This window comes from Chromobacterium sp. ASV23, assembly GCF_016428945.1.
GTDB classification, from domain to species: Bacteria; Pseudomonadota; Gammaproteobacteria; order Burkholderiales; family Chromobacteriaceae; genus Chromobacterium; species Chromobacterium sinusclupearum.
The window spans coordinates 1-264 of sequence record NZ_JAELTR010000282.1 but is presented as its reverse complement, the minus strand read 5'-3'; the positions used below and the strand labels follow the sequence as shown (position 1 = coordinate 264).

The 264-nt window shown below is 53.0% G+C and carries 1 rRNA gene; it reads right to left on the bottom strand.

Features of this window, described 5'->3' with window-relative positions:
* Window positions 1-264: ribosomal RNA gene (locus JHD59_RS22625) — 16S ribosomal RNA — on the bottom strand; the annotation flags it as partial.

Genomic DNA, 264 nt, shown 5'->3' with positions numbered 1-264 from the left:
GCCCAACTTAATGATGGCAACTAATGACAAGGGTTGCGCTCGTTGCGGGACTTAACCCAACATCTCACGACACGAGCTGACGACAGCCATGCAGCACCTGTGTTACGGCTCCCTTTCGGGCACCAAGCCATCTCTGGCAAGTTCCGTACATGTCAAGAGCAGGTAAGGTTTTTCGCGTTGCATCGAATTAATCCACATCATCCACCGCTTGTGCGGGTCCCCGTCAATTCCTTTGAGTTTTAACCTTGCGGCCGTACTCCCCAG